Source organism: Nocardia terrae, assembly GCF_009760405.1.
Taxonomy (GTDB): domain Bacteria; phylum Actinomycetota; class Actinomycetes; order Mycobacteriales; family Mycobacteriaceae; genus Nocardia; species Nocardia terrae.
Window position 1 is genome coordinate 556,843 of record NZ_WRPP01000001.1, and the last position, 23,882, is coordinate 580,724.

Consider the following 23,882-nt stretch of genomic DNA (forward strand, 5'->3'; position numbering starts at 1 on the left):
TGTCCACAGGCCGCGAGTTGTCCACACTCGCCGGTTCGGGTCTGTCGATGGCCTTGCCCCCGGGCGAAGCTTGAAGGCGACGGAAATCGGTTGCTCGAATCGGCAAGGGGGAGTGGAATGTACGAGGCGAATACCGCGGTGATCGGCCGGGTCGTGACGCATCCGGTACGGCGGGTCCTGCAGAACGGGGAGCAGCTTCTGAGCTTCCGGCTGGCCAGCACCGCTCGCCGTTACGATCAGGGCGCTGGAGATTGGGTGGACGGTGGCACGCTGTATCTCACCGTAAGCTGTTGGCGACGGGGGATCATCGACGGCGTCGAAGCATCGCTTCAGCGAGGTGATCCGATCATCGCGTACGGGCAGTTGCGCTCGAACGAGTACACCACCCGAGACGGCGCGGAGCGCACCGACCTCGAGATGCGGGCCCTGGCACTGGGTCCCGACCTGGGTCGTTGCACCGCCCCGGTGGTGCGCAAAACCTTCGGTCGACCTGACCGGACCGACCCCGTGGAACGGCCGTCCGTGGATGCGGACACTGCCGGAGAACCCGCTACTACACACAGTTAGGCTTGCCCATATGGCTGAGTTCATTTACCAGATGGTGAAGGTGCGAAAGGCGCATGGCGACAAGGTCGTGCTCGACAATGTGACCTTGAACTTCCTTCCCGGCGCCAAGATCGGTGTCGTCGGCCCGAACGGCGCGGGTAAGTCCAGTGTGCTGAAGATCATGGCGGGACTGGACCAGCCGAACAACGGTGATGCCTGGCTCGCGCCGGGCGCGACGGTCGGCATCCTGCAGCAGGAGCCGCCGCTGAACGAAGAGAAGACCGTGCGCGGCAATGTCGAGGAGGGCCTCGGCGAGGTCAAGGTGAAGCTGGACCGCTTCAACGAGATCGCCGAACTCATGGCGACCGACTACTCCGACGAGCTCATGGAGGAGATGGGCAAGCTCCAGGAGTTCCTGGACCACGCCGACGCCTGGGATATCGACTCCCAGCTCGAGCAGGCCATGGACGCGCTGCGCTGCCCGCCGCCGGACGAGCCGGTCACCAACCTCTCCGGTGGTGAGCGCCGCCGCGTCGCGCTGTGCAAGCTGCTGCTGAGCAAGCCCGACCTGCTGCTGCTCGACGAGCCCACCAACCACCTCGACGCCGAGTCGGTGCTGTGGCTCGAGCAGTTCCTGGCCTCCTACCCGGGCGCCGTGCTGGCCGTCACCCACGACCGGTACTTCCTCGACAATGTCGCGCAGTGGATCCTCGAGCTCGACCGCGGCCGCACCTACCCCTACGAGGGCAACTACTCCACCTACCTGGAGAAGAAGGCCGAGCGCCTCGAGGTGCAGGGCAAGAAGGACCAGAAGCTGCAGAAGCGCCTCAAGGAGGAGCTGGCCTGGGTCCGCTCCGGCGCGAAGGCGCGGCAGGCCAAGAACAAGGCACGTCTGGGCCGCTACGAGGAAATGGCCGCCGAGGCCGAGAAGATGCGCAAGTTGGACTTCGAGGAGATCCAGATCCCGGCCGGTCCGCGCCTGGGCAATGTGGTCGTCGAGGTCGAGCACCTGGACAAGGGCTTCGGCGACCGGCAGCTCATCAAGGATCTGTCGTTCACCCTGCCGCGCAACGGCATCGTCGGCGTCATCGGCCCGAACGGTGTCGGTAAGTCGACGCTGTTCAAGACCATCGTCGGACTCGAGCAGGCCGACAGCGGCTCGGTGCGCGTCGGTGACACGGTCAAGCTGAGCTACGTCGACCAGAACCGCGGCGGCATCGACCCGAACAAGACGGTGTGGCAGGTGGTTTCCGACGGGCTGGACCACATCCAGGTCGGCCAGGTGGAAATGCCTTCCCGCGCTTACGTTTCGGCGTTCGGTTTCAAGGGCCCGGATCAGCAGAAGCCGGCGGGCGTGCTCTCCGGTGGTGAGCGCAACCGCCTGAACCTGGCGCTGACCCTCAAGCAGGGCGGCAACCTGATCCTGCTCGACGAGCCCACCAACGACCTCGACGTCGAAACCCTGAGCTCGCTCGAGAACGCCCTGGAGAACTTCGCCGGCTGCTCGGTGGTCATCTCCCACGACCGCTGGTTCCTCGACCGCACCTGCACCCACATCCTGGCGTGGGAGGGCACCGAGGACAACCCGGCCTCCTGGTTCTGGTTCGAGGGCAACTTCGAGGCCTACGAGGCCAACAAGATCGAGCGTCTCGGCCCGGAAGCCGCCCGCCCCCACCGCGTCACCCACCGCAAGCTCACCCGCGGATAACCTCGTCCCGCCGGTCGGTCCCACCCGCATGGGTGGGACCGACCGGGCGAAAAGCCAAGAGCTCAAAGGCAAAAGACGCCCACCCCTTCATCGAGTGGCACGTTTTTCCGGACGAACCAGACAAGAACCCTCCAGGATGTACCACTCGATGAAAAGGACACGGCGTGTCGGGGATTTGGGGCCTGTCGTGGCGACGCGGCGGGTGTGGTGATCCGTGCAGTTCGTGTGCCGGGATGTGAGGGGACGGCTCTCAACCTGGCGTCAGCCCAAGTCCGGTAGGGCAGGTGAAACGACCACACTTCCGGTACGAACCCCGGCAGGCAATCCTGTTCGCCGCGCATCTACCGGGGAAGTCTTCCCCTCGGGCTACCTGACCCCGAGCATTTTGAATCACATGTTGGGATGGCCCTGACAGCGTACGAAAGATGCTGTGCGGCAAGGGGAGTAGTTTGATCCGGGCGGTTGCTGCGAGACCCGCCCGGGGTCGTATGTCGGCGTCGATATGGATTGGAGTGGTGCCGGAAATCGGACCGTTGGGTGTTTTTCGGGGCGGTCGAGGTGATCTGTTCGTCACCGTTGTGTTGGTCTAGCGATCGTTTGCTGGATGTTTGGGGGTTTGCCGAGTGGCCGAGGATGATCTTGCTGGTTAACGGCTATCGGATAGCGAACTAGGTGGTTTCGCATTCGCACGTTTGCGTGAATTGTGTTTCAGTGCAAGGTTTGTCGTGGGCGACCTGGAGATTTCGGGTAGGGGTCGAGGGCCGCGAACCATCTGGTTCGTCCGTATTGTGAGACGCGGCGCGGCATTGAGAGGAATTCAGCCCGGCAGATCTTGCGCCCAGCTACTCTCGCAACGGCGTCACTTTGTTACGGAACCGAATCCGAGGAGTTGGCGAAATGACGGTCTCGTCCGAACTGTCCAGCGCAGCCTGGGCTGCGAGTTTGCCCGCGTCCCTGCGCGGCAACCTGGTGTCCCTGGAGGAGGCATATTTCCGACACGTGGACGCCGGGGACGCGGACTGCGCCATCCCGACGACCTCCACCCACATCTTCCGCTGCCACGTCGATCTGGCCGTCCAGCGCACCCCCGGCACCGCGAATGTCCGTGTGTATCAGGCGGATGACGAGGCGGCGCTCGGCGTCGCCATCCAGATGGTCACCGACGACATGCCCCTGCTCGTGGAGTCGGTCACCTCGTCGCTGAGCCGCATGGGAGTCAGCGTCAGCGAGATCGTGCACCCCATCTTCGAGGTGACCCGCGACGCCACCGGTCGCCTCGAGACCGCGGTGCCGCACGAGGTCGACGGCAACGGCTCCACCGGCCTGCGCGAGTCCTGGATGCACGTGCAGCTGCACCCCGCCACCAGCCGCGCCCAGCTCGAGCGGATCGAGTCCGCGCTGCCCGATGTGCTCACCGACGTCCGCCGCGTCATCGAGGACACCGAGGCCATGCGCGAGGCCCAGGAACGCGTCGCCGGTGAGCTCGACGCGGCCGCGGCGGCCGGTAGATCCGCCTTCCCCGCAACGGATCTCACCGATTGCGCCGACCTGCTGCGCTGGCTGGCCGACGGCCACTTCACCGTGCTCGGCTACGCCCGCTACGAGCGCAGCACCGTGGACGGCCAGGCGAAGTCCATCATCGTGCCCGAGACCAGCCTCGGCGTGCTGCGCCCCAATGTCGGCACCGACTTCCGCGTCCCCGACAACAGCGGCGACCAGCCGCTGCTCATGCTCACCCAGGGCCTGGTCCCCGCCACCGTGCACCGCGCGGTCTACCCCTACTTCGTCGGCGTCGCCGAGATGGACGAATCCGGTGCGGTCACCGGCGAGCACCTGTTCATCGGCGTCTTCACCGTCACCGCCCTGCACGAGAACGTCCTCGACATCCCCGTCATCCAACGCCGGGTGCGCACCCTCATCGAGGCCAGCGGCTTCGACCTGGACTCCTTCTCCGGCCAGGAGATGCTCGAGGTCATCCAGTCCTTCCCCCGCACCGAGCTGTTCTCCTCCGATGCCGACGCCCTGCGCCGCACCGCCAGCGCCGTCCTGAACGTCGGCATGCGCCGTCAGGTCCGGCTGTTCATGCGCATGGACGGTTACGGCCGCTTCGTGGCCTGCATGGTGTACCTGCCGCGCGATCGCTACACCACCCGCGTGCGCCTGGAGATGCAGGACACCTTGATGCGCGAACTGGGCGGCGCGTCCATCGACTACTCGGCGCGCGTGTCCGAAAGCGACCTCGCCAGCGTGTATTTCACGGTGCGCCTGCCCGACCAGGGCATCGCCGCCGACACCTCCGAGGCCAACCGCCTGCGCATCCAGCATCTGCTCGCTGAGACCAGCCGCACCTGGGAAGACCACCTGCGCGACGAGGTCGCCACCTCCGCGGTCCTGGATCCGGTGGTGGTGCAGCGCTATACCGAAGCCCTCCCGGAGAGCTACAAGGAGGACTTCGAGCCCACCCGCGCCGTCGCCGACATTCTGCGGCTGCAGGGTCTGGCCGATGGCGGCATCGACCAGTACCTGTACCGCGAGGCCGACTCCGCGCCGGGCGCTTGGCGTTTCACCCTCTACATCGGCGGCAGCGGCATCTCGCTCAGCCAGGTGCTGCCGCTGCTGCAGAGCCTCGGCGTCGAGGTGATCGACGAGCGCCCGCACCAGGTCGAGCTGGATCCCGGCCCCGAGCAGTGGGTCTACGACTTCGGTCTGCTGGCTCGCCCCGAATTGCTGCGCAGCGCGGTGGACCGCGATATGGACGCCGAGCTGGTGGAGTCCGCGGGTCGCCTGAACGTCCTCGACGAGCAGGTGCGCAGACTGCGGGAACGCTTCACCGACGCCTTCGAGGCGCTCTGGTACGGCCGCGCCGAGGCCGACGGCCTCAACGAACTGGTGCTGGGCGCGGGGCTGGGCTGGCGCACCGTCTCCATCCTGCGCGCCTACTCGAAGTACCTGCAGCAGGCCGGTTTCCCCTACAGCCAGGCCGCCATCACCCGCGTGCTGCTGACCTATCCCGAAGCGGCCGGCATGTTCGTCGACCTGTTCGCCGCCCGCTTCGATCCGGACTCGGCCAATCCCGACCACGCCGCCGAGCTGGAAGCCGCGGTCCGCCATCGCATCGACGAGGTGGTGAGCCTGGACGCCGACCGCATCCTGCGCGCCATCCTCGGGCTGATCAAGGCCACCCTGCGCACCAACTACTACGTCACCGACGCCGAGGGCAAGACCCGGGACTACCTGTCGTTCAAGGTGGAACCGCAGGAGATCGCCGAATTGCCCAAGCCCAGGCCGCAATTCGAGATCTGGGTGTACGCCCCGCGGGTGGAGGGCGTGCACCTGCGCTTCGGCCCGGTCGCGCGTGGCGGCCTGCGCTGGTCGGACCGTCTCGAGGACTTCCGCACCGAGATCCTGGGCCTGGTCAAGGCGCAGGCGGTGAAGAACGCGGTCATCGTGCCGGTCGGCGCCAAGGGCGGTTTCGTGGTGAAGAACCCCCCGACCGCGACCGCCGACCCGGTCGCCGACCGTCAGGCGCTGCTGAACGAGGGCATCGCCTGCTACCGCACCTTCATCTCCGGATTGCTCGACATCACCGACAATGTGGATCGCGCCACCGGCGATGTGCTGCCGCCGGCGCGGGTGCTGCGCCGCGACGGTGACGACACCTATCTGGTGGTGGCCGCCGACAAGGGCACCGCGACCTTCTCCGATATCGCCAATGATGTTGCCCAGCAGTACGGTTTCTGGCTCGGGGACGCGTTCGCCTCGGGCGGTTCGGTGGGCTACGACCACAAGGCGATGGGCATCACCGCCAAGGGTGCGTGGGAGTCGGTGAAGCGGCATTTCGCCGAGATGGATATCGACACCCAGTCACAGGACTTCACGGTGGTCGGTGTCGGTGACATGTCCGGTGACGTGTTCGGCAACGGCATGCTGCTCTCGCGCCACATCCGCCTGGTGGCGGCGTTCGACCACCGTCACATCTTCCTGGATCCGAATCCGGATGCGGCGACCTCGTTCACCGAGCGTGAGCGCATGTTCGCCTTGCCGCGTTCGTCGTGGGCCGACTACGACCGTTCGCTGATCAGCGAGGGCGGCGGCGTGTTCGACCGCACGGTGAAGTCGATCCCGATCAGCGACCAGGTGCGCGAGGTACTGGGCTTGGACGCCGGTATCACCGCGCTGTCGCCGCCGGAGATGATCCGGGCGATCCTGAAGTCGCCGGTGCAGTTGCTGTGGAACGGCGGCATCGGCACCTATATCAAGGCGTCGAGCGAGACCAATGCTGACGTGGGTGACAAGTCCAACGACGTGGTCCGCGTGAACGCGAACGAGTTGCGGCTGAAGGTGATCGGCGAGGGCGGCAACCTGGGCGTCACCGCGCTGGGCCGCATCGAGTTCTGCCGGTACGGCGGCAAGATGAACACCGACGCCCTCGACAACTCCGCGGGTGTGGACTGCTCCGACCACGAGGTCAACATCAAGGTCCTGCTCGACGGCGTGGTCTCGGCGGGCGAGCTGCCCGAGGCCGACCGCAATCCGCTGCTGGCCTCGATGACCGACGAGGTCTCCGCACTCGTGTTGCAGGACAACGTCTCCCAGAACATCCTCATGGGCATGTCGCGGGCCGAGGCGCCGCGCATGCTGAACGTGCACCAGCGCGTCATCGAGGATCTGGAGGAACGCCGCGGCCTGGACCGCGAACTCGAGGCGCTGCCCAGCGACATCGAGATGAAGCATCGCCTGGAGCAGGGCACCGGCCTGACCTCGCCCGAGTTGTCGAATCTCATGGCGCACGTGAAGCTTTCGCTCAAGGCCGATCTGCTCGCCAGCGATCTGCCCGACAGCGTGTACTTCTCGGCCCGGCTGCCGCAGTACTTCCCGACCGCGCTGCGCACCCGCTTCGCCTCGGCCATCAAGCGGCATCGCCTGCGCCGTGAGATCACCTCCACCATGCTGGTGAACGAGGTGGTGGACCTGGGCGGCATCACCTACGCCTTCCGGCTCGGCGAGGAGATCGGGGCGTCGGCGTCGGACTCGGTGCGCGCCTTCACCGCGGCGACGCAGATCTTCGACCTGCACGCGGTGTGGAACCGCATCCGCACCGCCGATGTCCCCACCGGCATGAAGGACGCGCTGGAACTCGAGACCAAGCGCACCCTGGACCGCGCCTCGCGCTGGCTGCTCAACAACCGCCCGCAGCCGGTCGCCGTGGGTGCGGAGATCCACCGCTACGCGCAGGGCGTGCGCACCCTCGCGCCCAAGGTCCCCGGCTGGCTGCGCGGCCATCACATCGACAGCCTCAACGAACAGTCCCAGGCGATCGCCGACAAGGGCGTGCCCTCGGAGCTGGCCACCGAGGTGTTCGGTCTGCTCAACCTGTTCCCGCTGCTGGATGTGCTGGACATCGCGGACATCACCGATCGCGGCGGTGAGGAGGTAGGCGCGCTGTACTACGCGCTCAACGACCACCTCAAGATCGATTGGCTGTTGCAGGCGGTCAGCCACCTGGAACGCGGCGACCGCTGGCACGCGCTGGCCCGCCTCGCGCTGCGCGACGACATGTACGGTTCGCTGCGCTCGCTGACCCTCGATGTGCTCTCCGCGGGTGACCCGGAGGAGACAGCCGAGGAGAAAATTGCATACTGGGAGTCGAAAAACCAGTCCCGGCTGGGCCGCGCACGCAGTGCCCTGTCGGAACTGTTCGAATCCGGATCCCACGACCTGGCCACGCTGTCGGTTGCGGCGCGGCAGGTGCGCAGCATGGTGAGCGGGGTGGGTGCGCAATCGGAGGTACCGCGTTGACGAGTGTCGGTTCGCTGAACGGCCACGCCAAGACCGCTGTGAACCTGGGGGAGTCGCTCCCCCAGGAGGGACCCAAGCGGTTCCACACCAAGGTCGAGGTGCGCTGGTCGGATATGGACGCCTTCCAGCACATCAACCATGCCCGCATGGTCACCCTGCTGGAGGAGGCGCGCATTCCGTGGCTGTTCCTCGATGAGCGACCGACCGTCAAGCTGCGCTCCGGCTGCGTGCTGGCCGATCTGCGGGTGCAGTACAAGGGTCAGCTCCGGCACGAGGATTCGCCGCTGGATGTCTCCATGTGGATCGCCCGGCTGCGCGCCGTGGACTTCACCGTCGGCTACGAGGTGCGCGCGGCCGGCGCGGCCCCGGATTCCCCGCCGGCGGTGATCGCCTCCACCCAGCTCGCCGCCTTCGACATCGACACCCAGCGCCTACGCCGCCTCACCACCGAGGAACGCGACTACCTGGCGCTGTGGCTGGCGGACTGACCGAGAACGACAGTTGTCGGGACAGCTGAGCCTGCACGTTCCGGATCCCGCGGAACGCGAGAACCTGGCCACCTTCATATCGCACGCGCTGCGCCTGGACCCGGCGGCGGTCATCCGGCTGCGCCGGCGCGGGGACCGCTACGTCTCCGCCTGGGCCGCCACCGGATTCGAGGCGCTGGCGGTGCGGACCGTGGTGGCCGAACTCGGGATGGACGACGTGACGGTCGGCGGGGACACGATCCTCGGTGGCCTGCACGGACCGGACGCGAGCCGGGCCTTCGGGCTCGGCTACGCCATGGATTCCGCCTGGCGCACGGCCCTGCCGCCGGAGGCCGGGTTCGTCCACATCGACGATGTGCCCGCGCGCCTGCTCGTCGAATTGGCCGAGCGCGGAGCCGAATTGGCGCAGGAACACGGCAGTCAGCACGGCCCGCCCGCCGCGCTGCTGGATCAGACGGTGCTCACCGTCTCCGGCGGCGGCGAGCAGGTCGAGGTGCCCATGCGCGTCGTCTTCGCCCTCGCCGCCATGGATTTCATTCCGCACGGCGGCGAGAAGACCGATTCCCGCCGGATCTCGGTCGACGAGATCGTGCGGGTGCGCGCGGCCCGCACCTGGCTGCGCCTGGACGCCCGCTACGGTTCGGTCGCCCGCCGCCGCGGTCCCGCCCTGCCGTTGCTCCCGCACTGAGCCCGCCCCCAGCGTGCGGGGCACCGAATGTCCTGGCTCGTCATGCCTTTCGATCGGGTTTACGTTCGGTTCAAGTCGAACGCAGCCGTCGGGGAGGGCGATCACCATGACGATCCTGAGGAGCATTCTCGCGGGCGTGGCGCTGGGCATCGCGCTGCTGGCCCCGGCCTTCACGCCCGTGACGGGTGGTTGAGGGCGACGATTGTCGCCTCGCCCGGTCCCGATTACCTTTGCGGCATGACCGATGTCGCGATCGTGACCGAGTGGGTCGACCTGAAGGTCGGCGATTCCGTAATGAGCGCCTATGTGGCGCGCCCCGCGGAGCCGGGTGATTACCCCGGAGTCGTTGTGGGACACGAGATCTACGGGTTGCACGCGACCGCTCGGGCTGCTGCCGACCGCCTGGCCTCCCTCGGCGTCGTCGCCGTCATGCCCGATCTGTTCCACCGTGTCGCCCCGCGCGCCGAACTCGAACTGCACGTCGACCGCGACCGGGGCCTCGAACTCCTGCGCACTCTCACGCGCCCCGAGGTGGTCGACGACATCTCCGCCGCCCTCGACGAATTGCGCCGCCGCGGCGCGGTTTCGCTGAACATGGTCGGTTTCAGTGCGGGCGGCCACGTCGCCTACTACGCCGCGACCCAGCTCCCGCTGGCCGTCACCGTCGCCTTCTACCCGGGCTGGCTCACCAACACCGACATCCCGCTGTCTACCCCCGAGCCCACCGTCGAGGCGACCCCGGGCATCACCGGCCGCGTCACCCTGTTCTTCGGCGGCGAGGATCCGCTCATCGACGCCGAGGCCCGCGAGGAGCTCGAATCGGCCCTGAGCGCCAACAACATCCAGCACGAGATCGTGGTCTACGACGCCGCCCCGCACGGCTTCCTCTTCCCTGGCCGCGACTGGTACCGCCCCGAGGTCGCCGAGGATTCCTGGACCCGGCTCGCGGATCTGCTGCGCGGCTGAGACTCTCGCGAAGTGGAGGCGTGGAATCGCCCGGCGTCAGTGCACGCCGAGCATGCGCAGTCCGGCCGTGACGACCGCCGCGGAGAGGATCACCACCAGTAGCGGTGCGCGCTTCCAGGCCAGTCCGGCCGCCACGAGCACGCCCGCGGGCAGCGCCCACCCGAATTGCCCGCTGTGCGTGGGCATCAGTGTGGTCACGGCGAGGGCGGTGAGCAGCACGACCGAGGCGATCTCCAGCAGCCGGATGGTGCGCGGTGAGATCTTGATCCGGCTGCGCAACAACGGTCCGGCGAAGCGGAATGCGAAGGTGCCCACGGCCAATGCCATCGCACCCATGAGCAGCGCCTTGGTCATCGGCGCGCCTTCCGGACGGTCGGACGCCGAAATGCGGCCCGCATCAGTCGGTTCCGGCTGTCGTCACGACGGTGCCGACGCCGACGGCTTCCATCGGAAGATCGCGGCCCGTGCCTGCCTCATCCGAGCCCGGGCCGTCGGTGTTGTCGCAGCGGCGTCCGGTCTCCGGGGCGCGGCTGTCGGTCGAGGCGGTCCGACTGTCGATTGCGTTGACTGGGTTGTCGATCCCGGCGGAGTCGTCGATCGCGACGGCGTCCACATTCCCTGCGCGCCGCACGACGAGCAGCACCGCCGTGAGTGCCAGCAGTACTGGCAGTCCCGCGCCCAGGAACGGGGTGGTGATCGCCGCCACCGCGGCTCCCGCCAGCGCGGCGGTGCGGGTGAGGGGTTCGCGCAGGGCCGGGATGACGAGCGAGAACAGCACGGCCGGGAACACCGCGTCCAAGCCGAACACGTTGGGATCCGGCACCACCGCGCCCAGGATCGCGCCGACGGCCGCGCCGATCGGCCAGGCGGCGAACACCGCGAGTCCGCACAGCCAGTAGGCGGCCCGCCGCCGATCGCGGTCCGGCTGGGCCAGGGCCATGGCCACCGATTCGTCGTTCATGACGTGGGTGCCGAGCAGCCGACGCCAGCCGGTGCCGATCACGTCGGGGACGGACAGGCCGTAAGGTACGTGCCGGGCATTGACGAGCAGACCGGCCAGTACGGCGGCGACCAGGCCGCCGCCGGCGGTGAGAATGCCGATGAAGACGAATTCCGAGCCGCCCGCCACCACGGCGACGCTCATGAGCATGGGCAGCCAGACGGGGAATCCGGAGGTCACGGCGGTCGCGCCGTAAGATACGCCGATCATGGCGACTGCCAGGCAGATCGCCGCGATACCTGTGAGCACACCCCGATCGAGTGTTCGCCATGCCGAACGCATGTTTCCTATAATGAACACATCCGGCCGGGTTCGTCAAAGGGGCGTGCCGTCATGCCGGTACTGTGAACGCCATCATGACCCAGCAGCCCGACCGCTCAGAGCCTGTTTCCGCCGCGCAGCCGTCGACGGCGTCCGCGCCGCAGGAGCCCTCGTCTCCGCAGGAAGCGATCGCGGGCGCGCTGCGCCGAGAGCGAGCCCGGTCCGGGCTCTCGCTGACCGAGGTCGCCCGGCGCGCGGGGATCGCGAAGTCGACGCTGTCTCAACTGGAATCCGGCTCGGGGAATCCGAGCATCGAGACCCTGTGGGCGCTCTGTATCGCCTTGGACATCCAGTTCTCCCGGCTGCTGGATCCGCCGAGCCCGCAGGTCCAGGTGATTCGGGCCGGTGAGGCGCCCGCCCTCGCCTCGGGGCAATCCGAGTACCGGATCGCCTTGCTCGCGGCCTCCCCGCCCGCGGTGCGCCGGGATATCTACCGCCTCACCGCGGAACCCGGTCACCCCCGGGAGTCCGATCCGCACAGCCGCGGCGTCGTCGAACACGTCGTGCTGGCCGTCGGTCGCGCGAAGGTCGGCCCCGCCGGGGCTCCGGTCGAACTCGCACCCGGCGACTACATCTGCTACCCCGGCGATATGCCCCACGTCTTCGAGGCGCTCGAGCCCGGTACCTGGGGCATGCTCATCAGCGAATACAGCTGATCCGCGGCTGACTCCGCAATCCTCTGCGGCGCAGGGCATCTCAGTGCAGCGTCAGCCAGTGGGCGGACAGCAGGTGCACCGCCGCGAGCGCCGCGCAGGTGGCCGCCATCGGCCAATTGCGCCGTGTCGCACCGATGATGCCGTCGCCGATCTGCGCCAGCCCGGCCACGATCAGGATCGGCACCAGTCCGCCGTGTGTGCCCATGGCCAGCAAGGCCAGCATCACGACGCTCAGCGGCACCGCGCGAGCGCCGTACGCGTAGGCGAAAAATGTTGTGCCGGAGTTGATCTGGCCACCACCGGGTATCGCCAGTGCGGGCCGGGCCATGCCGACGGTGCTCGAAATTCCCGAGATCAGCGCGACGGCCGCGTTGGCGATGGCGATGCCGGTGTAGAGGTCCATATCCTTCTCTCCCTAAATCATTCAGACTCTGAATGGTTCGAGGGAAGTATCATCTGACTCGTGAATGAAGTCAAGAAGCCGACCGAACTCCCGGCGACGGTCGCGTTCCGGCTCGGGACGGTGGGTTCGGTGGTGGCGGATCGCTTCGCCGCGCGCATCGCCGACCTGGATCTGAAGCCCAAGCACGCGGGCCTGATGACCGCGCTGAGCCACGGTGAGGCCGCGTCGCAGCAGGAATTGGCGAAACGGCTCGGGGTCGCGCCCAGCCTGGTGGTGGCGCTGGCCGATCACCTGGAACGACTGGGCGCGATCGCGCGGGTTCGCGATCCCGAGGATCGGCGCAGGCAGGTGCTCACGCTCACCGATCACGGAGACGAACTGCTGGCGGCCTGCGAGCGGGCCGCCAGGGAACTGGACGGGGAACTCACCGCCGGTCTGAGGGCCGAGGAGCGCACGGCATTTCTCCGCGTGCTCGGCGTCCTGGCCGCCGAAGCCGGTCTGCCTACGGGTGAGTGACGCCGCGTCTGCCGGTCAGGCCGCGCCCTCGCCGAGGTACTGCAGCCAGGTCGGGTCCAGCTCGGAGCTGGCCGACAGCAAACGCCAGTGCGGACCCTTCGGGGCGACCATCGGGTGGTGCAGGATCCAGCCCAGTTCGCTCAGCAGTTTGTCGGCCTTGCGGTGATTGCACGGCGCGCACGAGGCGACGCAGTTCTCCCACGAATGCGCGCCGCCGCGGCTGCGCGGGATCACGTGGTCGATGGTCTCGGCCTTGCCGCCGCAGTAGGCGCAGCGATAGCGATCGCGGTGCATGAGGGCGGCGCGGGTCATCGGTACCCGTGCCCGGTAGGGGACGCGCACGTAGTTGCGTAGTCGGATGACCGAGGGGAGTGCCACCGAGGTTCCGGCGGAATGCACGACCGGACCCTCCGGGTTGTCGTGCACGGTGTCGGCCTTGTCGCAGATCAGCAACACGATGGCGCGGCGCGCGGACAGCGCGGTGAGCGGCTCGTATGTGGCGTTGAGAAGCAGCACGCGGCGTTTGGCCCAGGCGGGAACGGGTGCTGCGGTGGGCGGATGATGCGAATACTCGCGATGGTCGCCCGGATGGGCAGGCTCGGGATGAGCGCCCGGGTGATGCTCGGAATGAGAATGTTCGGACAGCAAGTGCAGCGGAGTAGCCCCCGACCCACGATTGTGGACGTCGGCGGGCTGGAGTTGTCGATGCGTCCGCGCTTGATGAGCGCCGTGCCGCTGCTTCATGGGCCATACCCCGGTTTCGTATAAGTCCGATTGTGTGGTATCTCGGCAGACTGCCACCCAGTTGACCATGAGTTGGCGCACATTGCACGGTGATTTCACACATTGTCGGGCACATTCGGATGAACGGGACGTGACAATCCTGCACCCGGGCGTGGCGGCTGTCGAGCAACTCGCGTTGCTGCGGCGAACGGTGTACAAACGGGCGCCGTCCGACCCGGTCGCGGGTGCGGCCCGGCCGGAAATCGCGGGAGTGGGCAGAATGGGTGCGTGACTTCCGGCGAGCAGACTGCAACTTCCTTCTACGAGGCCGTGGGTGGTGAACAGACCTTCCATCGGATCATCGCGGCCTTCTACCGCGAGGTGGCCAACGACGAGGTGTTGCGGCCGCTGTATCCGGAGGAGGATCTCGGCCCGGCCGAGCGGCGCTTGCGGATGTTTCTCGAGCAGTACTGGGGCGGGCCGCGGACCTACTCCGACGAGCGCGGCCACCCGCGACTGCGGATGCGGCACATGCCCTTCAAGGTGGGCCCGATCGAGCGCGACGCGTGGCTGCGGGCCATGTACATCGCGGTGTCGGAGATCGAGCCGGAGGTGCTCGACAATGAGCACCGGAAGCAGCTGCTCGACTACTTCGAGATGGCCGCTAATTCGCTCATGAACTCGCCTTTCTGAATTCGTTCCACAGAAGGCGCAGCGCCCCACAGCGTTTCCGGCGGGCTGCACCCCTCCGCTGATCATTTGCTGAAACTGGACAAGTCCGCACGACGGGCACCCGAAAGTCGGTGTGCTTTGGCACCATTACGGCTGTGACAGAGATTTCCGCCGCGGCCGGGGACGGGGCCGCGCAGGCGCCGTGGTGGCGATCGGCCGTGTTCTACCAGGTGTATCCCCGTTCCTTCGCGGACTCCGACGGTGACGGGGTCGGTGATCTGGGTGGATTACGGGACAAGCTCGGCTATCTCGAATTACTCGGGGTGGATGCGCTGTGGATCTGCCCGGTGATGCGCTCGCCCATGGCCGACGGCGGCTACGACGTATCCGATCCGCGCGATATCGACCCGCTCTTCGGCGGGATCGCGGCGCTGGACGAGATCATCGTCGAGGCGCACGACCGGGGGATGCGGGTGACCATGGACCTGGTGCCCAATCACACCAGCGATCAGCATCCCTGGTTCCGGGCGGCGCTGGCGGCGGGGCCGGGCAGTCCGGAGCGGGCCCGGTATCACTTCCGCGACGGGCGCGGGCCGGACGGCGCTGTGCCGCCGAACAATTGGCCCAGTATCTTCGGCGGTCCGGCCTGGACCCGGGTGATCGAACCGGACGGTAGACCCGGGCAGTGGTACCTGCACCTCTTCGCGGCCGAGCAACCCGATCTGAACTGGGAAAACACCGAAGTCACAGCCGATTTCGAACAAACTCTGCGATTTTGGCTGGATCGTGGCGTGGATGGTTTCCGACTCGATGTCGCGCACGGCATGGCCAAGCCGCCGGGCCTGCCCGATATGGAACGCCTGCCCACCCGGATGCTGCATCTCGACGATGACGATCCGCGCTTCAACAACCCCGGCGCGCACGAGATCCATCGGCGCATCCGCAAGGTGATGGACGAGTATCCGCACGCGGTGTCCATCGGCGAGGTGTGGGTCAACGACAATGTCCGCTTCGGGGAGTACGTCCGGCCGGACGAGCTGCACATGGCCTTCAATTTCCGGCTGGCGCAGACTCCGTTCGACCCGGACCGGATTCGGGCCGCCGTCGAGAATTCGCTGCACGCGGTGGCCGGGGTCGGCGCCTCGCCCACCTGGACGCTGTCCAATCACGACATCGAGCGCGAGGTCACCCGCTACGGCGACGGTCCCGCCGGGCAGGCGCGGGCGCGGGCCATGATCATGCTGGAACTGGCGCTGCCGGGAGCCGTATTCGTCTACAACGGGGCCGAATTGGGGCTGTCCAATGTGGACGACCTGCCGGAGGAGGCGTTGCAGGATCCGACCTGGGAACGCTCCGGCCACACCGAACGCGGCCGGGACGGCTGCCGGGTGCCGTTGCCGTGGGAAGGGGAGCGCCCGCCGTTCGGGTTCACCACGGGCGCGCCGTGGCTGCCCATGCCGCCGCAGTGGGCGGCGGTGAGCGTGGAGACCCAATTGGAGCGGTTGGACTCCATGCTGTCGCTGTATCGGATGGCGATCGAGACCCGGGCCGTCCGGCCGGAATTCGCGGGCGGGCTGGAGTGGTACGGGAGTCCGCCGGGCTGCCTGGCCTTCCGGCGCGAGGGCGGATTGCTGTGTGTGCTGAACGCCACCGACGCGCCGATTCTGTTGCCCGCCGGGGACATCGTCCTGACCAGCGCGCCGATTACCGCGAGGAAACTTCCGGCAAACTCGACGGCCTGGCTGGTCTGAAAGGCGATTGTTACGACACGGTCGCACTACCCCTTACCGGTCGTAGTAGTCACATGACCATCGACTACCGTTGGGCCCGTGAGCATTCTCCAGACAGTGCTGATCTACGTCGGCATCCCGGTCGCGATCTATCTGGTGATCGCCGGATTGTCGTTCCTCGGCAAGCCGCTGCCGGGCAAGAAGCCGGCACACTACGAACTCGGTGACAAGTGGACCCAGCCGCCCGTGCTGTGGAGCGCGACCGACGAGGTGACCGGTGCCGGCCACCACGACACTGCTGATTCGCATGGTGACCATGCGGCTATCGAATCCGCCCACGCGGAGCTGATCGGAGGCCGGGCAAGTGGCAAGTTCTAATTGGCCCGCGGTGAACGAGGCCGACCTACCCCACGGCTGGGCCGTCACCGTCAGCGGCCGGGTCTCCGGTGTGCACGAGGCCGGCGACATCTTCAATGACGCGCCGTTCACCGACCGCGAGCGGCTGCTCATGGACAACGCTCTCACCGACGCGACCCGCGCCACCAAGGTGCGCTTCAACGTCTACATCGGTGACCTGGGCGAGGACTCGTCCGCCGGCGTCGACGCCCTGTTCCCCTCCACCCCCGAGGCCGCCCGCTCGGTGCTCATCGCGGTGGACCCGAACACCAGCTCCGTCGAGGTCCGCTCCGGCCGCGACGTCGCCGAACGCGCCAATGACCGCGTCTGCCAGCTCGGCGCCACCGCCGCCACCAGCTCCTTCCGCCAGGGCGAGCTGATCGACGGGCTGGTCTCCGCCGTGCGCGTGATGGCCGCCGCCATCGGCCGCGTCTAGCCGACACTCGGTAGCACCACAGGGGCTTCGCCCCTGAAACCCAAGGGGCAGTTTGGGGGCCCAGCCCCCAAACCCCCGTTGGAAACAACACGGCTCCGGCCCGCGACGAAGGTCGTCGGTCTGGAGCCGCTGTGTTATCGGTGGCCCAGCTCGAACTCCGTCGCGGCCTGGCTTCGACAACCTCCGCGAGTTCGCTCTCAGCAGATCGGCGCGCGGAGTCGAGCCGGAGGAACTTACGCTCAGGGTATGGCCGAGCATCCGCGTTTGACAGCTATCCCCGGTGGCCTCGACGAGACGGGGCGGGGGGAGCGACGCGGCGTCATGCCCGCGGGACGGGTCCCCGAACGTGCGCGGGCCGGATCTCCGGCCGCCGCGCGCGAGCCGCTGTGGCGCGAGGCGCTGGGTGAGCAGCTGCGGTCCCGGCGTTTGGACCTGGGCGAGAAGCTCACCGAAACCGCTGGGCGGGCGGGCATTTCGCCGCAGTACCTCTCCGAGGTGGAGCGTGGCCGCAAGGAACCTTCGAGCGAGATGATCGCCGCGCTGGCCGGGGCGCTGGGCACCGACCTCGGCGCGCTCACCCTGCGGGTGGCCGAGGAACTGCACCGCCGCCACCTCGCCTCCTTCACCCCCGCGACCGCGCCCCAGCGCTACTCCGGCCGGGCCATGCTCGCGCTGGCCGCCTGACCTTCCTCCCACACGTCGCGAGTCTCGGCAGCCGGTCCACGGATCGGCTGCCGAGACTCGTTGTCGGCCATTCCCGGCGGGTGCTACCGCGGACCGAGGATCTGGTCGGCGAGGCCGTAGGACAGGGCTGCCTCGGCGGTGAAGACGCGGTCGCGGTCGGTGTCCCGGCGGAGGACTTCGGGGGATTGGCCGGTGTGGATGGCCAGGATCGCTTCCAGCTGGGCTCGCATGCGGACGATTTCGTCGGCCTGCAGGATCAGGTCGGGGATGGTGCCCTGGCCGCGGATCGCGGGCTGGTGCAGGACTATTCGGGAGTGGGGGAGGACGTTGCGGCGGCCCTTGGCGCCGCCCGCGAGCAGGACCGCGCCCACGGCGATGGCCTGGCCGACGCAGGTGGTGACGACCGGTGACTGGATGTGCTGCATGGTGTCGTAGATGGCGAGCATGGCCGAGAGGTCACCGCCCTCGCAGTTGATGTAGAGGTTGATGTCCTGGCCGGGGCTCTCGGCGTCCAGGTGCAGGAGCTGGGCGATGAGGGCGTTCGCGACACCGGAGTCGATCGGCGTGCCCAAGTAGACGATTCGCTCCGTCAGCAGGTGCGAATAGACGTCCATGATGCGTTCGCCGCGCGGATCGCGGGCGATGACGTTCGGGATCGTGTAGCTGGTCATGCTGTGCCTCCTGGAAATGGACCGGGCCCCATGCGATTACGCCGAGATGCCCAGGCGCGGACGGTCGGGGATCACCTGGTTGAAGGACTCCACGATGCCGTCGATGAAGCCGTATTCGCGGGCCTGGGTCGCGGTGAACCAGCGGTCGTGGAGGGAGTCCTCGAAGACCCGGTCGTAGGGCTGCCCGGTGTCCTCGGAGATGCGGCTGAGGATGGTTTGGACGGTGTAGCGCAGGTCGTCGGCCTGGACCTCCACCTCCACCGCGCTGCCGCCGATGCCCGCGGAGCCCTGGTGCATGAGGATGCGGGCGTGCGGGAGGGCCAGGCGGCGGCCCGGAGTTCCGGCCGAGAGCAGGAATTGTCCTGCGCTGCAAGCCAATCCGAGCGCCAGGGTGGAGACCTCACAGGGGATCAGGCGCATCACGTCGCGGATGGCCAGCATGGCCGGCACCGAGCCGCCGGGTGAGTGGATCCACAGCGAGATCCCCGCCTCCGGATCCTCGGCGGCCAGCGCCATCAGCTGGGTCATCAGGAGGGTGCCGTTGTCGTCGTCGAGCGCCCCGTCCAGCACCAGGATCCGCCTGGCGTAGAGCTGTTCCCGGGTCCGCCAGTTGAACATCGGAGTCTTGTTCTCTGCCATGCCTTCACGGTGCCGCAGCAGGCACCCGGAAGTCGCGTCACGCTGCTGTGGGCAGATCCGCTCAGGGCAGCGGAAAACGGTGGCGCTGGAATTGGGGGCACCGATTCATCGGTCTTCGAACTGTGGTTGCAACGCCCTAATGTCCTGTGCGGTCGGGAAATTCGAGAGAGGGAATGAAAGCGTGAATTTCGTCGCCACTTCCACCGGCAGCGATGTCGGCAGCCTGATCGGCGCCCTGCTGAAGCTGGTGGGCATCACATCCATGTGCACGATCTCGGCGAACTGGGTCGGGTGCAACGGCCAGCCCTGGTAATCGGCCCCGACCCTTTCCGGGGCAGAGCGACGGCCCTCCCGAATCTTTCGGGAGGGCCGTCGCTCGTGGTCCGGTCAGCCGCGGTCGAAGGCGCGGGCGCGCAGCGAGCGTTCGATGCCCGCCTTGCCCTCGATCACCAGGCGGCGCAGGGCGGGCGGGTGGTCGTCGGCGAGGAACTTGTCGGCGATCGCGACCGCCTCGTCGGTGATGGCCCAGTGCGGGTAGAGGCCGACCACGACGGTCTGCGCGACCTCACTGGAGCGACGCTCCCACACCGAGGCGATCTCGGCGAAATAGCGCCCCACATAAGGCGTCAGCAGCTGCGCCTGGCCTGCCGGTGCGAAGCCGGCGACGATGGCGCGGGTGGTGATGTTGGCGACCGAGTCGTCGTTCATGACGGTGTCCCACGCCTGCTCCTTGACCACGGCCTGCGGGCGGGCGGTCCGGGCCGCGGCGGCCTGGCGGCGACCGGCGGCGGTGTCGTCGCGCGCGAGTTCCGCGTCGATGAGCGGGGTCTCGACGCCGTCGGAGTCGATGGCCCCGGCGGCCGCGAGCGCCTGGGTGATCCGCCAGCGCAGATCGGTGTCGACGGTCAGGCCCGGCAAGCCGACGCCCTCCGGGTCACCGGCGAGCAGCTGCCGCAGCACCTGCACGTGCTGGGCCGACAGCAGGGAACCGGTGAGCGCGTTGACGAACGCCAGCTGATGGTCCGAGCCCGCACCGGCGGCGCGCGCCAGTTCCAGCAGGCGGTCGGCGTAGGCGGGCCAGCCCTGCGCGGACGCCCACTCCGGGTCGGCGTAGGCGCCCAGCGCGGTGCTCGCCTGCATGAGAAGCCTTTGCACGACACCGATCTCGGTTTCCGCGCCGACGCCGGACTGCACCAGCGCCACGAAGTCGCGGGCCTTCATCTCGGCCTGGCGGGTCATCTCCCAGGCGGCCGACCAGGCCAGGGTGCGCGGCAGCGGCTCGGCGATGTCGGCGATGCGCGCCACCACGGTGTCGAGCGAGTCGGCGTCGAGGCGCACCGAGCAGTAGGTGAGGTCGTCGTCGTTGACCAGCACCAGCTTGCCGCGGCCGACGCCGACCAGTTCGGGCACCTCGGTGCGCTCGGCCGGATCGATGTCGAGCTCGACGCGCTTGGTGCGCACCAGCTTTCCGTCCTGGTCGTCGTAGACGCCGATGGCGAGACGGTGCACGCGGCGTTCACCGGCACCGGGCTCCGCGCCCTCCTGGATGACGGCGAAGGAGGCGAAGTTGCCGTCCGCGTCCACGGTGAAATCGGGGCGCAGGATGTTCAGGCCGGTGGTCTTGAGCCATTGCGCGCCCCAGTCGGACAGGTCGCGGCCCGACGCCTTCTCCAGCGCGCCCACCAGATCGTCGAAAGTGGCGTTGCCGAAGGCGTGTTCGGTGAAGTAGTCGCGCAGACCGGCCAGGAACGGTTCCTGACCGACGTAGGCCACCAGCTGCTTGAGCACCGAAGCGCCCTTGGCGTAGGTGATCCCGTCGAAGTTCACCTCGACCGCGGCCAGGTCCGGGATGTCGGCGGCGATCGGGTGGGTCGAGGGCAGTTGGTCCTGCCGGTACGCCCAGGACTTCTCGACGTTCGCGAAAGTGGTCCAGGCATTGGTGTATTCGGTCGCGCCGACCTGGCACAGCACCGAGGCGAAGGTCGCGAAGGACTCGTTCAGCCACAGGTCGTCCCACCACTTCATGGTGACCAGGTCGCCGAACCACATGTGCGCCATCTCGTGCAGCACGGTCTCGCAGCGGCGCTCGTAGGAGGCGCGGGTGACCTTGGAGCGGAAGACGTAGTCCTCGAGGAAGGTGACCGCGCCCGCGTTCTCCATGGCGCCCGCGTTGAATTCGGGCACGAACAGCTGGTCGTACTTGCCGAAGGCGTAGGGCACACCGAAATTGGTGTGGTAGAAGCCGAAGCCCTGCTTGGTCTCGGTGAAAAGCCGTTCGGCGTCCATGAATTCGGCCAGCGAGGCGCGGCAGTAGATGCCGAGCGGGATCTCGCCGTGCGCATCGCTGTAGGAGTCGGTCCACTTGGCGTAGGGGCCCGCGATCAGGGCCACCAGGTAGGTGCTCATGCGCGGCGTGCGGGCGAAGGTGTGGCGCAGGACCGCGCCGATCTTGTGGGTCTCGACCACCGCGCCGTTGGAGATGACCTCCCAGTCCTCGGGCGCGGTGACGATCACGTCATAGGTGGCCTTGAGGTCGGGCTGGTCGAAGCAGGCGAACATGCGCTTGCAGTCGGCGGTTTCGAACTGCGAGTACAGGTAGACCTTGTTGTCGGTCGGGTCGACGAAGCGGTGCAGGCCCTCGCCGGTGTTCGAGTACTCGCCGTCGGCCTCGACGACGAGCTCGTTGGAGGCGGCCAGGTTCGGCAGTGTCAGGCCCTGCTCCTCGTCGTAGCCGCTGACGTCCAGCGCCACGCCGTTGAGGACGGCCGAGCGCACGCCCGCGCCCACGAAGTCGATGAAGGTCTGCGCACCCGGCGTCGCGGTGAAGGTCACCGTCGACTTGGTGTGGAAGCTCTCCCGGCGCGGCTCTTCGGCATTGGTGGGTTGCCCGGTCAGATCCAGCTCGACCTTGTAGTTCTCCACCTGGACCGTCGCGGCGCGTTCGATCGCCTGCTCGCGGGTGAGATTCGGTGCGGACAAGGGGGCTCCTTCGCTCTCGGAGAACTGTGCCGTGCAGGTGCATCCGACGCGGTGGGCGGCGCTGCCCGCGGTCGCGATGCGTGATGCGATGCGCCCGCACGAGGGCATCGAGCGGACCGAACAATTCTCCACTCGCGGCCCCGGACGGACGCGACGTTCCCCACAATGCCACGTCATGAACTTCGAGGCGCTCGACCGCGGGTCGAGGGGCAGGTCGGGGCGTCGGTAAGCTCTGCGGCGGCAGCAATCGCCCAGCACGAGGAGGACCGTTGAAGCACATCCACGCCGGTAAGGTGCGCGACCTGTACGAGGACGGCGACTCGCTGATCCTGGTCGCATCCGACCGGGTGTCGGTGTACGACGTGGTGCTGCCGACCCCGATCCCGGACAAGGGCGCGCTGCTCACCCAGCTGTCGAACTGGTGGTTCGGGTACTTCTCCGATGTGCCCAACCACATTCTGTCCACCACCGACGTGCCCGCCGAGTTCGCGGGCCGCGGGGTGCGGGTCAAGCCGCTGAAGATGGTGAAGGTGGAGTGCATCGCGCGCGGCTACCTGACCGGCGGCGGGCTGGCCGAATACCAGCGCTCCGGCACGGTCTCCGGTATCGCGCTGCCGCCGGGCCTGCGTGACGGCGACAAGCTGCCCGAACCCATCTTCACCCCCACCACCAAGGCCGACGAGGGCCACGACGAGCCGATCAGCTTCGCGGACGTGGTGAACCAGGAGGGCAAGGAGGTCGCCGAGAAGCTGCGCGACCTGACACTCGAGATCTACTCGCGCGGCGCGGACCACGCCGCCGCCCACGGTGTCATCATCGCCGACACGAAGATCGAACTCGGTTGGGACGGTGACGTTCTCACCGTCGGCGACGAGGTGCTGACCTCGGACTCCTCGCGTTTCTGGCCCGCCGACGACTACGAGCCGGGCCGCCCGCAGAAGTCCTTCGACAAGCAGTTCGTGCGCGACTGGTCGACCTCGACCGGGTGGAACAAGGAGTACCCGGGTCCGGAGATCCCGGCCGAGGTGATCGAGGTGACCCGGCAGAAGTACGTCGCGGCCTACGAGCTGATCACCGGCAAGACCTGGAACGGCGTCCAGGGCTAGGCCGAAACAGCTTCCGCGGCAAGGAAGTTCGCGACGAATTCGTCGGCGCGGCGCTCCAGCTCGGCGTATTGGGCCTCGCGTTCCGCGCCGACCGTGGCGGCGTCGATGAGGAGTCGCCCGTCGGCGTCCAGACGCTGACGGCGTTCCTCCGCGTCGGGGAGCAGGGCGACCGTCGAGTGCGAGAAGCCGCAGTAATAGGCGATACCCATATTGAGCTGGCCGTCGAGGGCCTGCTGCATGAAGTCGACGACCGGATCGCCCGCCGCCACACCGCCCAGCCCGAGCCACAGCATGCGTTTGCCCGCGAGCCGGGGCTTGCTGCGACCGTAGGCGAAACCGTAGTTCCAGACGCGGTCGATCCAGCCCTTGAGCAGCGCCGGAACGCTCGCCCAATAGACCGGGAAGACCGCGATCACGATGTCGGCGGCCAGTATCCGGTCCATGTGGTGGTGCACCTCGGGGGAGTAGGACTTCTCCCGATTGCCCCAGTCGGGTTGATCGGCGACGGTCATGCGCGGATCGAAGCCCTCGGCGTGCAGATCCAGCAGGTCGATGCGGTATCCGGCGGCCTCCAGTTGCCGGGCGGCACGGCGGGCGAGGTGCGCGGTCAGGGAATCGGAGCGGTGATGCGCGACCACGATCAGTGCGGTGCGGGACTGCTGAGCGATATCATTGTGCGACAAGGGATTTCCTCCTGACTCGGGTGGTGCTCGGGGTTCGTTGCCTCCAGTACACCCGCCCGCGTGTGGACGATC

General features: G+C 67.8%; 23 protein-coding genes. 15 read left to right on the top strand and 8 right to left on the bottom strand.

Going from position 1 to position 23,882, the window contains the following annotated elements; genetic code table 11:
* Positions 1–117: 117 nt before the first annotated feature.
* From GPX89_RS02430 to GPX89_RS02455, 6 genes are all read left to right on the top strand, one after another.
* Positions 118–567 (top strand): single-stranded DNA-binding protein, encoded by a 450-nt coding sequence (locus GPX89_RS02430; RefSeq protein WP_157354855.1) that lies wholly within the window; start codon positions 118–120, stop codon positions 565–567.
* A 10-nt stretch (positions 568–577) separates the two neighbouring features.
* On the top strand, positions 578–2,254 hold the full coding sequence (gene ettA, locus GPX89_RS02435) for an energy-dependent translational throttle protein EttA (RefSeq protein ID WP_157354856.1): 1,677 nt from the start codon (positions 578–580) through the stop codon (positions 2,252–2,254).
* A gap of 897 nt (positions 2,255–3,151) precedes the next feature.
* Positions 3,152–8,053 carry an NAD-glutamate dehydrogenase gene (locus GPX89_RS02440; RefSeq protein WP_157354857.1) on the top strand — a complete coding sequence of 1,634 codons (4,902 nt, stop codon included), beginning with the start codon at positions 3,152–3,154 and terminating at the stop codon, positions 8,051–8,053.
* Between the two features lie 38 nt (positions 8,054–8,091).
* Entirely contained in the window at positions 8,092–8,541 is a 450-nt protein-coding gene (locus GPX89_RS02445; protein ID WP_328601642.1) for an acyl-CoA thioesterase, read from the top strand.
* Positions 8,542–8,554: 13 nt separating this feature from the next.
* On the top strand, positions 8,555–9,229 hold the full coding sequence (locus GPX89_RS02450; protein ID WP_157354858.1) for a hypothetical protein: 675 nt from the start codon (positions 8,555–8,557) through the stop codon (positions 9,227–9,229).
* A 237-nt stretch (positions 9,230–9,466) separates the two neighbouring features.
* On the top strand, positions 9,467–10,195 hold the full coding sequence (locus GPX89_RS02455; protein ID WP_157354859.1) for a dienelactone hydrolase family protein: 729 nt from the start codon (positions 9,467–9,469) through the stop codon (positions 10,193–10,195).
* A 36-nt stretch (positions 10,196–10,231) separates the two neighbouring features.
* Here the strand turns inward: GPX89_RS02455 and GPX89_RS02460 are convergent, their stop codons facing one another.
* Together GPX89_RS02460 and GPX89_RS02465 are read right to left on the bottom strand one after the other, a co-directional pair.
* Positions 10,232–10,549 (bottom strand): AzlD domain-containing protein, encoded by a 318-nt coding sequence (locus GPX89_RS02460; RefSeq protein ID WP_157354860.1) that lies wholly within the window; start codon positions 10,547–10,549, stop codon positions 10,232–10,234.
* Positions 10,550–10,592: 43 nt separating this feature from the next.
* On the bottom strand, positions 10,593–11,444 hold the full coding sequence (locus GPX89_RS02465) for an AzlC family ABC transporter permease (RefSeq protein WP_328601431.1): 852 nt from the start codon (positions 11,442–11,444) through the stop codon (positions 10,593–10,595).
* Between the two features lie 107 nt (positions 11,445–11,551).
* Here GPX89_RS02465 and GPX89_RS02470 point away from each other — a divergent pair, with 107 nt between their 5' ends.
* The gene (locus GPX89_RS02470) at positions 11,552–12,172 is read left to right on the top strand and encodes a helix-turn-helix domain-containing protein (protein WP_157354862.1); all 621 of its coding nucleotides are present in this window, start codon (positions 11,552–11,554) and stop codon (positions 12,170–12,172) included.
* A gap of 40 nt (positions 12,173–12,212) precedes the next feature.
* Here the strand turns inward: GPX89_RS02470 and GPX89_RS02475 are convergent, their stop codons facing one another.
* On the bottom strand, positions 12,213–12,575 hold the full coding sequence (locus GPX89_RS02475; RefSeq protein ID WP_157354863.1) for a hypothetical protein: 363 nt from the start codon (positions 12,573–12,575) through the stop codon (positions 12,213–12,215).
* Positions 12,576–12,635: 60 nt separating this feature from the next.
* On the opposite strand from GPX89_RS02475, the gene GPX89_RS02480 reads away from it, so the two are divergent.
* The gene (locus tag GPX89_RS02480; RefSeq protein ID WP_198347232.1) at positions 12,636–13,091 is read left to right on the top strand and encodes a MarR family winged helix-turn-helix transcriptional regulator; all 456 of its coding nucleotides are present in this window, start codon (positions 12,636–12,638) and stop codon (positions 13,089–13,091) included.
* 15 nt (positions 13,092–13,106) lie between these two features.
* Here GPX89_RS02480 and GPX89_RS02485 read toward each other — a convergent pair whose 3' ends face one another.
* A complete protein-coding gene (locus GPX89_RS02485) occupies positions 13,107–13,835 on the bottom strand; it encodes an HNH endonuclease (RefSeq protein ID WP_198347233.1) in 729 nt (242 codons plus the stop codon).
* 267 nt (positions 13,836–14,102) lie between these two features.
* Between GPX89_RS02485 and GPX89_RS02490 the strand changes: the two genes are divergently transcribed.
* The 5 genes from GPX89_RS02490 (at position 14,103) to GPX89_RS02510 (ending at position 17,732) form a co-directional block, all read left to right on the top strand.
* Positions 14,103–14,507, top strand: coding sequence for a globin (locus GPX89_RS02490; protein ID WP_328601432.1), 405 nt, complete (start codon positions 14,103–14,105; stop codon positions 14,505–14,507).
* A 134-nt stretch (positions 14,508–14,641) separates the two neighbouring features.
* Positions 14,642–16,237 carry a glycoside hydrolase family 13 protein gene (locus tag GPX89_RS02495; RefSeq protein ID WP_328601433.1) on the top strand — a complete coding sequence of 532 codons (1,596 nt, stop codon included), beginning with the start codon at positions 14,642–14,644 and terminating at the stop codon, positions 16,235–16,237.
* Positions 16,238–16,315: 78 nt separating this feature from the next.
* A complete protein-coding gene (gene ctaJ / locus GPX89_RS02500; protein WP_328601434.1) occupies positions 16,316–16,594 on the top strand; it encodes an aa3-type cytochrome oxidase subunit CtaJ in 279 nt (92 codons plus the stop codon).
* Positions 16,581–17,048, top strand: coding sequence for a DUF5130 domain-containing protein (locus GPX89_RS02505; RefSeq protein WP_328601435.1), 468 nt, complete (start codon positions 16,581–16,583; stop codon positions 17,046–17,048). The genes ctaJ and GPX89_RS02505 overlap by 14 nt, the downstream gene beginning before the upstream one ends.
* A gap of 246 nt (positions 17,049–17,294) precedes the next feature.
* Positions 17,295–17,732 carry a helix-turn-helix domain-containing protein gene (locus tag GPX89_RS02510; protein WP_157354864.1) on the top strand — a complete coding sequence of 146 codons (438 nt, stop codon included), beginning with the start codon at positions 17,295–17,297 and terminating at the stop codon, positions 17,730–17,732.
* 83 nt (positions 17,733–17,815) lie between these two features.
* On the opposite strand, the gene GPX89_RS02515 is transcribed toward GPX89_RS02510, so the two are convergent.
* A complete protein-coding gene (locus GPX89_RS02515) occupies positions 17,816–18,403 on the bottom strand; it encodes a ClpP family protease (protein WP_157354865.1) in 588 nt (195 codons plus the stop codon).
* A 36-nt stretch (positions 18,404–18,439) separates the two neighbouring features.
* Entirely contained in the window at positions 18,440–19,042 is a 603-nt protein-coding gene (locus GPX89_RS02520) for a ClpP family protease (protein WP_157354866.1), read from the bottom strand.
* Positions 19,043–19,223: 181 nt separating this feature from the next.
* On the opposite strand from GPX89_RS02520, the gene GPX89_RS45280 reads away from it, so the two are divergent.
* Positions 19,224–19,355 carry a hypothetical protein gene (locus GPX89_RS45280; RefSeq protein ID WP_268893242.1) on the top strand — a complete coding sequence of 44 codons (132 nt, stop codon included), beginning with the start codon at positions 19,224–19,226 and terminating at the stop codon, positions 19,353–19,355.
* A 74-nt stretch (positions 19,356–19,429) separates the two neighbouring features.
* Here GPX89_RS45280 and pepN read toward each other — a convergent pair whose 3' ends face one another.
* Positions 19,430–22,021 (bottom strand): aminopeptidase N, encoded by a 2,592-nt coding sequence (gene pepN / locus GPX89_RS02525; RefSeq protein ID WP_157354867.1) that lies wholly within the window; start codon positions 22,019–22,021, stop codon positions 19,430–19,432.
* 269 nt (positions 22,022–22,290) lie between these two features.
* Here pepN and GPX89_RS02530 point away from each other — a divergent pair, with 269 nt between their 5' ends.
* A complete protein-coding gene (locus GPX89_RS02530) occupies positions 22,291–23,127 on the top strand; it encodes a phosphoribosylaminoimidazolesuccinocarboxamide synthase (RefSeq protein ID WP_157354868.1) in 837 nt (278 codons plus the stop codon).
* On the opposite strand, the gene GPX89_RS02535 is transcribed toward GPX89_RS02530, so the two are convergent.
* Positions 23,124–23,810 carry an NAD(P)H oxidoreductase gene (locus tag GPX89_RS02535; RefSeq protein WP_235946635.1) on the bottom strand — a complete coding sequence of 229 codons (687 nt, stop codon included), beginning with the start codon at positions 23,808–23,810 and terminating at the stop codon, positions 23,124–23,126. The two genes, GPX89_RS02530 and GPX89_RS02535, sit on opposite strands and share 4 nt — an antisense overlap.
* Between the last annotated feature and the right edge of the window lie 72 nt (positions 23,811–23,882).

Excerpts from the sequence above, each read along its gene's own strand:
- GPX89_RS02440 (WP_157354857.1), top strand. The coding sequence starts at position 3,152 with ATGACGGTCTCGTCCGAACTGTCCAGCGCAGCCTGGGCTGCGAGTTTG.
- GPX89_RS02485 (WP_198347233.1), bottom strand. The coding sequence starts at position 13,835 with ATGAAGCAGCGGCACGGCGCTCATCAAGCGCGGACGCATCGACAACTC.
- GPX89_RS02430 (WP_157354855.1), top strand. The coding sequence starts at position 118 with ATGTACGAGGCGAATACCGCGGTGATCGGCCGGGTCGTGACGCATCCG.
- GPX89_RS02470 (WP_157354862.1), top strand. The coding sequence starts at position 11,552 with ATGACCCAGCAGCCCGACCGCTCAGAGCCTGTTTCCGCCGCGCAGCCG.
- GPX89_RS02520 (WP_157354866.1), bottom strand. The coding sequence starts at position 19,042 with ATGGCAGAGAACAAGACTCCGATGTTCAACTGGCGGACCCGGGAACAG.
- GPX89_RS02455 (WP_157354859.1), top strand. The coding sequence starts at position 9,467 with ATGACCGATGTCGCGATCGTGACCGAGTGGGTCGACCTGAAGGTCGGC.
- GPX89_RS02515 (WP_157354865.1), bottom strand. The coding sequence starts at position 18,403 with ATGACCAGCTACACGATCCCGAACGTCATCGCCCGCGATCCGCGCGGC.
- GPX89_RS02475 (WP_157354863.1), bottom strand. The coding sequence starts at position 12,575 with ATGGACCTCTACACCGGCATCGCCATCGCCAACGCGGCCGTCGCGCTG.
- GPX89_RS02460 (WP_157354860.1), bottom strand. The coding sequence starts at position 10,549 with ATGACCAAGGCGCTGCTCATGGGTGCGATGGCATTGGCCGTGGGCACC.
- GPX89_RS02510 (WP_157354864.1), top strand. The coding sequence starts at position 17,295 with ATGGCCGAGCATCCGCGTTTGACAGCTATCCCCGGTGGCCTCGACGAG.
- ettA (WP_157354856.1), top strand. The coding sequence starts at position 578 with ATGGCTGAGTTCATTTACCAGATGGTGAAGGTGCGAAAGGCGCATGGC.